At 62.5% G+C, this 7,551-nt stretch carries 5 protein-coding genes; 3 read left to right on the plus strand and 2 right to left on the minus strand.

The genetic code is table 11. From position 1 onward, the window contains the following. Positions 1-72: 72 nt before the first annotated feature. Together C934_RS0123470 and ppdK are read left to right on the plus strand one after the other, a co-directional pair. Entirely contained in the window at positions 73-3,534 is a 3,462-nt protein-coding gene (locus C934_RS0123470; protein WP_026372019.1) for a chromosome segregation SMC family protein, read from the plus strand. 397 nt (positions 3,535-3,931) lie between these two features. Beyond that, positions 3,932-6,649 carry a pyruvate, phosphate dikinase gene (gene ppdK, locus C934_RS0123475; RefSeq protein ID WP_018859032.1) on the plus strand — a complete coding sequence of 906 codons (2,718 nt, stop codon included), beginning with the start codon at positions 3,932-3,934 and terminating at the stop codon, positions 6,647-6,649. On the opposite strand, the gene C934_RS33990 is transcribed toward ppdK, so the two are convergent. Continuing rightward, positions 6,582-6,857, minus strand: a complete 276-nt coding sequence (locus C934_RS33990; protein WP_083929893.1) for a hypothetical protein — start codon at positions 6,855-6,857, stop codon at positions 6,582-6,584. The two genes, ppdK and C934_RS33990, sit on opposite strands and share 68 nt — an antisense overlap. Positions 6,858-7,039: 182 nt before the next feature. Between C934_RS33990 and C934_RS0123480 the strand changes: the two genes are divergently transcribed. Then, positions 7,040-7,285 (plus strand): hypothetical protein, encoded by a 246-nt coding sequence (locus C934_RS0123480; protein WP_018859033.1) that lies wholly within the window; start codon positions 7,040-7,042, stop codon positions 7,283-7,285. Between the two features lie 12 nt (positions 7,286-7,297). On the opposite strand, the gene C934_RS32410 is transcribed toward C934_RS0123480, so the two are convergent. After that, positions 7,298-7,551: integrase core domain-containing protein (locus C934_RS32410; RefSeq protein WP_018858833.1), on the minus strand; the 254-nt coding region annotated here is incomplete at its 5' end.

The raw sequence follows: 7,551 nt of genomic DNA on the forward strand, positions 1-7,551 counted from the left end.
CCGTATCCGATCGACGGGCGACGGCGGAAGCCGTACGCCCGTCTTTTGCTTTATCAGGCGCGGGGACGCGGCATGAAGTTCAACAAGCTTCGCGTCGTCGGCTTCAAGTCCTTCGTCGAACCCACCGAATTCATCATCGAGCGCGGACTGACCGGTATCGTCGGCCCGAACGGCTGCGGCAAGTCGAACCTCGTCGAAGCGCTGCGCTGGGTGATGGGCGAGAATTCCTACAAGAACATGCGCGCGTCCGGCATGGACGATGTCATCTTCTCCGGCTCCGGCAATCGTCCCGCCCGCAACACGGCTGAAGTAGCACTCTATCTCGACAATGCCGAGCGTACGGCGCCCGCTGCCTTCAACGACAGCGACGAGATCCAGGTCACGCGCCGCATCGAGCGGGAGCAGGGATCGATCTACCGCATCAACGGCAAGGAAAGCCGCGCCAAGGACGTGCAGCTTCTCTTTGCTGACGCCTCCACCGGCGCCCGTTCGCCGTCCATGGTCGGGCAAGGACGGATCGGCGAGTTGATCTCGGCAAAGCCGCAGGCCCGCCGCCAGTTGCTTGAAGAGGCAGCCGGCATATCTGGCCTGCATTCGCGCCGTCACGAAGCCGAGCTTCGCCTGCGTGCCGCCGAAAGCAATCTCGAACGTCTCGACGACGTGACTTCTCAACTGGAGAGCCAGATCGAGAGCCTGAAGCGTCAGGCCCGCCAGGCAAGCCGTTTCAAGTCGCTGTCCGCGGATATACGCGCCCGCGAGGCGCTGCTTCTGCACATCCGCTGGGTTCAGGCCAAGGAGGCCGAAGCCGAGGCCGATAGCGCGCTCAATCAGGCCACCGTCGTCGTCGCCGAAAAGGCGCAGATGCAGATGGAGGCCGCCAAGGTTCAGGGCATTACAAGCCTGAAGCTGCCGGAATTGCGGGACGCCGAAGCACGCGCCGCTGCCGCGTTGCAGCGCCTGCAGATCGCCAAGACCCAGCTCGAGGAGGATGCCAACCGCATCCTGCGCCGTCGTGACGAACTGACCCGCCGTCTTGCGCAGCTCGGCGAGGATATCCGCCGCGAGGAGCGGCTGGTTGCCGATAACGCCGAAATCCTGGCGCGGCTGGATGCCGAAGAGAGCGAGATCACTGAGATCCTTGCCGATTCCGGCCGTTTTGCCGAGGAGACACGCGAGGCCTTCGAGGAGGCTGCCGCAAAGCTCGCCGACAGTGAGCGCACTTTTACCGCGTTGACAGCCGAACGCGCCGAGGCTGCAGCCGGGCGCAACCAGCTCGAGCGCGCCATTCGCGACCTTGCCGATCGCAAAATGCGCCTTGAACGGCAGATGGATGAGGCCAACCGCGAGCTGTCGGCCATCGGGGAGAAGATTTCCAGCCTGCCCGATCCGGACGAGAAGCGGGACGTGGTCGAGGCGGGCGAGCAGGCTCTTGCCGAGGCGGAAGCCGCAATCCAGGGCGTCGAGCAGGCCTTGGCCGCTGCGCGCCAGACCGAGGCTCTTTCCCGATCGCCTGTCGATCAGGCGCGTGCGAAGCTGAACGCCATCGAAACGGAAGCCCGGACCATTTCGCGCATGCTGGCTGTCGGTGCCGCGGCAGGCGAATTTGCACCCGTTGCCGATGAACTTCGCGTCGATCGCGGCTTTGAGACGGCGCTCGGTGCGGCCCTTGGCGACGACATCGAATCCCCGCTCGATCCGAAGGCGCCGGTGCATTGGTCCGGCCATGGTGACGGTGCCGCCGACCCGGCATTGCCGGCTGGCGCGACGCCGCTGATCGACCATGTGCGCGCTCCTGCCGCACTGATGCGCCGCCTGAAGCAGATCGGCCTCGTCTCCGGTTCGGATGCGGCAACCCTGATGAGGGACCTCAAGCCAGGCCAACGCCTGGTGACCAAGGAGGGCGCCGTCTATCGATGGGACGGCCATGTCACCGGCGCGGATGCGCCGAGTGCGGCGGCACTCCGGCTGGCACAGAAGAACCGGCTCGCCGAACTGGAAAGCGAAGCCGCGCTTGCCCGCGACATACTTGATGAAGCGGAGGAACGCCTGGCGAGTGCGGCCGATGCCATCCGACTTCAGGAACAGCGCCTCGCCGAGGCGCGCGAGAAGAGCCGTATATCCGCGCGGCAACTCGCCGAGGCGCGCGAAGCGCTGGCAGCGGCCGAGCGGGCCTCTGGCGATCTCATCCGCCGCCGTGATGTCATTACAGAATCTGTCAGCCAGCTTCAGATCCAGCTTGAAGATCTCTCGATCCAGGAAGAGAACGCTCGGATCGAGTTGGAAGACGCCCCTGATTTGACGGCGATCGACGTACGGCTTCGAGCGCAGCAGGCGGAAGTCGCGACCGATCGTGGCGCACTTGCAGAAGCGCGGGCACGCCATGAAAGCCTGAACCGCGAGAACGAAGCCCGTCAGCGCCGCATCATTGCCATCGGGCAGGAGCGCGAGACCTGGCGCCAGCGCGCTGCCAGCGCCGAGGACCACATCGCGACACTTCGCGACCGCGAGGAGGAGGCGCGGGAGGAAGCGTCTGAGCTCGAAATGGCGCCCGATGAGTTCGACGACAAGCGCCGCGCGCTCTTGATCGAACTCCAGAAGGCCGAGGAAGCACGTCGCCACGCGGCCGATGTGCTTGCTGAAGCCGAGCTCGTCCAGCGTGACGCCGACCGCAAGGCGGCGACAGCGCTTTCCGAACTCGCCGAAAGCCGCGAGCGCCGCGGTCGCGCCGAAGAGCGGCTAGTCTCGGCGCGCGAAAAGCGACAGGAAACCGAGGCCCGAATTCGTGAGGCGCTAAACGTTGCGCCGCACGAGGCGCTTCGGCTTGCCGGACTTGAGTCGCTGCAGGCAGCACCCGATCTTCGCGAGGTCGAGCGCGAACTCGAACGCCTCAAGATGGAGCGCGAGCGCCTTGGCGCCGTGAACCTGCGCGCCGAGGAAGAACAGAAGGAACTGAGCGGGAAGCTCGAGGCGCTGATCAAGGAACGCGACGACGTGATCGATGCGATCCGCAAGTTGCGTGGCGCGATCCAGAGCCTCAATCGCGAGGGTCGCGAGCGCCTGCTCGCCGCGTTCGACGTGGTCAACGGCCAGTTCCAGCGCCTTTTCACCCATCTTTTCGGCGGAGGAACGGCCGAACTGCAACTGATCGAATCCGATGATCCGCTCGAGGCAGGCCTGGAAATTCTCGCCCGTCCGCCGGGCAAGAAGCCGCAGACGATGACGCTCCTTTCGGGCGGCGAGCAGGCGCTGACGGCAATGGCACTGATCTTTGCCGTCTTCCTGACCAATCCGGCCCCGATCTGCGTGCTGGACGAAGTGGACGCCCCGCTCGATGACCACAATGTCGAGCGCTATTGCAACCTGATGGACGAAATGGCCGCCTCCACCGAGACGCGTTTCGTCATCATCACACATAATCCGATCACCATGGCGCGCATGAACAGGCTGTTCGGCGTGACGATGGCGGAGCAGGGGGTATCGCAGCTCGTGTCGGTCGATCTTCAGACCGCCGAACAACTGCGCGAGATTGCCTGAGCCAAAGGCTGGGAAAAGCCCAAAAAAAGTCTGCCAGAATGGGCTGACTCCGCCATTCAGGTAATGTTTTCCTACCGATCTTGTATTAGAGATTCCTTCATGGTGTCGCCGAATTACCGCGAAAAGGTATCGGCTGCATGGTTTCCTGCGCGACGCGCTCGGAGCAATATGGTTTTGGCTCTGACAGTCCGTATGGACGGAACCCCCCGTCCGGTTTTCCTGGCTGGACGGACATAAGGCTTTGCGGGACTTTGTTGCAGTCCCGCAAAGCTTTTTCTCCCCTCAATCGCTTCAGTCTGTCGCAGTTATTGTGCGCCGCAACATTTCGGCCGCATTTGTCGATTTTCATTTCAACACCAAGGGATTAAGTTGATCCGGATTTGGTGTTGGGGGGAATATGACCAAGTGGGTCTATACATTTGGCAATGGTCAGGCAGAGGGTAGTGCCCTTGAGGGCGAGCGTTTGGGCGGCAAAGGCGCAAACCTCGCGGAAATGTGCAACCTGGGTCTGCCTGTCCCTCCTGGTCTGACGATCATCGCCGGCGCCTGCTCTGCCTACTACAAGAACGGACGGCAGATTGCAGAAGAGCTGAAGGCACAGGTCCGCGCGGGCATTCAAGGGATCGAAGAAATTACCGGCCGGCGGTTCGGCGCGGGCGATCGGCCGCTGCTCTTGTCCGTGCGCTCGGGAGCGCGCGTTTCGATGCCGGGGATGATGGACACCGTCCTCAATCTCGGCCTCAACGATGAAACCGTACAAGCGCTCGGCCACGATGCCGGCGACGCACGGTTCGCCTGGGATAGCTACCGCCGTTTCATCCAGATGTATGCCGACGTCGTCATGCGTCTCGATCACGAGGTGTTCGAGGAGATCCTCGAGGACGAGAAGGCGCGGCTCGGCTATGAGTTTGATACCGAACTGACCGCCAACGAATGGCAGCACGTGGTCTCGCTCTACAAGAGCCTGATTGAGGAGGAGCTGGGCGAGGAGTTTCCTCAAGATCCCGAGGTGCAGCTATGGGGCGCTGTAGGCGCCGTCTTCGCCAGCTGGATGAGCGTCCGCGCAGTCACCTATCGCCAGCTTCACAATATTCCCGAAGGCTGGGGCACGGCGGTCAACATCCAGGCGATGGTCTTCGGAAACCACGGTAATTCGTCCGCGACCGGTGTTGCCTTCACGCGCAATCCGTCGACGGGCAATAAATCGCTCTATGGCGAATTCCTCGTCAATGCGCAGGGCGAGGATGTGGTTGCCGGCATCCGCACGCCGCAGAGCATTACCGAGGAGGGACGCATCAGCTCCGGTTCCGAACGACCGTCGATGGAAAAGCTGATGCCGGATGCCTTCAAGGAGCTGTCAGGCATCTGTTCCGAGCTTGAAACGCATTATCGCGAGATGCAGGACATCGAGTTCACCATCGAGCGCGGAAAGCTCTGGATGCTGCAGACCCGCGCGGGCAAGCGCTCGACGCGCGCTGCGATGAAGATCGCCGTCGACATGGTAGATGAGAAACTCATCACCGAAGAAGAAGCGGTGCTTCGCATCGAACCTTCGTCACTGGACCAGCTCCTGCACCCGACGATTGACCCGCGTGTTACCCGCGAGATCATCGGCACCGGCCTGCCGGCCTCGCCCGGCGCGGCGACCGGCGAGATCGTCTTCACCGCCGAGGAGGCCGTGACAGCGTCCGAGGAGGGGCGCAAGGTTATCCTGCTGCGTGTCGAGACCAGTCCAGAAGACATCCACGGCATGCACGCGGCCGAGGGCATTCTGACGACACGTGGCGGCATGACCAGCCATGCCGCCGTTGTCGCACGCGGCATGGGCATCCCCTGCGTGGTCGGCGCTGGTGGCATGCGCATCGACGCCCGCAACGAGCGGCTGATCGGCGTCGGCGTCACGCTGAAGAAGGGCGACGTCATCACCATCGACGGTTCGGCCGGGCAGGTGTTGAAGGGTGACGTGCAGATGATCCAGCCGGAGCTCTCCGGCGATTTCGGGCGCATCATGCAATGGGCCGATCGGGCGCGGCGCATGACCGTGCGCACCAATGCCGATACGCCGGCTGATGCGCGCGCGGCTCGCTCCTTCGGTGCCGAGGGCATCGGCCTTTGCCGCACCGAGCACATGTTCTTCGAGGGCGACCGCATTCATCTGATGCGCGAGATGATCCTGGCGGAGGATGAAACCGGCCGCCGCGCCGCTCTTGATAGCCTGCTGCCGGTCCAGCGCCACGATTTCACCAGCCTGTTCAACGTCATGCACGGCCTGCCGGTGACGATCCGTCTGCTCGATCCGCCGCTGCACGAATTCCTGCCGAAGACGGACGAGGAGATCGCCGACGTTTCCGCCGCAATGGGCATGGACGCTGCAGCACTGCGCCAGCGCGTCGATGCGCTGCATGAGTTCAATCCGATGCTCGGCCATCGCGGCTGCCGACTGGCGATTTCCTACCCTGAAATTGTCGAGATGCAGGCGCGCGCCATTTTCGAGGCGGCGGTCGCGGCAGCCCATGAAACGGGTGCTGCCGTCGTGCCCGAGATCATGGTGCCCCTGGTTGGGTTGCGCTCCGAGCTGGACTACGTCAAGGAGCGCATCGACGCCATCGCCGGGGACGTCATGGCGGAGGCCGGCATGCGGATCGACTACCTGGTCGGCACGATGATCGAACTGCCGCGTGCAGCCCTCAGGGCCCATATCATCGCCGAAGCGGCGGAGTTCTTCTCCTTCGGCACCAACGACCTGACGCAGACAACCTTCGGCATCTCGCGCGACGATGCATCCGCCTTTATTCCGACCTATCAGCGCAAGGGGATCATCGAGCACGATCCCTTCATTTCGCTGGATTTCGACGGTGTCGGGGAGTTGATCCGCATTGCCGCCGAACGCGGTCGGCGCACGCGCAATGACATGAAGCTCGGGATTTGCGGCGAACATGGCGGCGATCCGGTATCCATCCATTTCTGCGAGGAAATCGGATTGGACTACGTGTCCTGTTCACCCTTCCGCGTGCCGATTGCCCGGCTTGCCGCCGCGCAGGCGGTGATTACCAATGGCGCCCGTATCCGCGACCGTAGTAAGGACGGTCGAGATCATAGGACATCTGCAACATGAGCATATCGCTGTCGTAACGCGCCTGGGCACGGCGATAGAGATCGATGCGCTGCATGCAGGTCGCGAAGCCCTCCGTGCCGCGCCGGAAGCCATAGCGTAAGCATTGAGCCTCGTCGGCGGCGCGCCGCTCTTCCGGCGTCATTGTTTGGCAGGCCGAGAGGCCGATTGATAGCGCGGCAAGCGCGAGAGCTAAAACGAGCGTACGCATCCACATGTCTCTGCAATCAAAACTCTGCGCCATCAAATGACGCCAATCGGCGGTTACAGTCAACCAAAAGAATAACTTAGGCCGAAGCGGTGCGCTTGCATCGCTGCTTTCAACGCCTGTGGCCTTCCGTCTGTGGAGGATCGTCTGTAAGAAGACGGCTCGGACGACATTGGAAGATAAACATGGCACTACGCGATCGATTCTCGAAGAAACTGACCTGCCCGCAATGCGGCAACGCCGGCTTTGCGGAAGCGTCCGAGACGGATGATCCGAAGCGCAAGCATCCGGGCTTTAGCGTCGATCAACTACCGCGCGGCTTCTTCATCCAGCGCGCGTCCAACCATCAGGAAACTTCCATGATCAAGTGTGAGTGCGGGCGCAAATTCCCGTTCCGCAGCCTGGCTGAAGCAGCGGCGCAACGCGATTAGAGCCGAAAGGCTCTAGGTGTGTGGTCCCGGAATGAGATGGTGCGGATTGATTTTGAAGATTGACGGGTCCCTTGTCCAGGCGTTGCAGATTGCTTGATAGGGCGTTCGCCATCGGAGCGCCTTGAGGTGTTTGGCGAAGTTGTAAGCAGTGACGAAGGCCAAGACATGGGCCTTGAGACTTTCCAGGTCGTCATAATGGTAGACCTTGACGGTGGCGTCCTTGATGGTTCGATTCATCCGCTCGGCCTGGCCGTTCGTCCAAGGAT

The organism is Rhizobium sp. 42MFCr.1, assembly GCF_000377185.1.
In the GTDB taxonomy this organism is placed as follows: Bacteria; Pseudomonadota; Alphaproteobacteria; order Rhizobiales; family Rhizobiaceae; genus Rhizobium; species Rhizobium altiplani.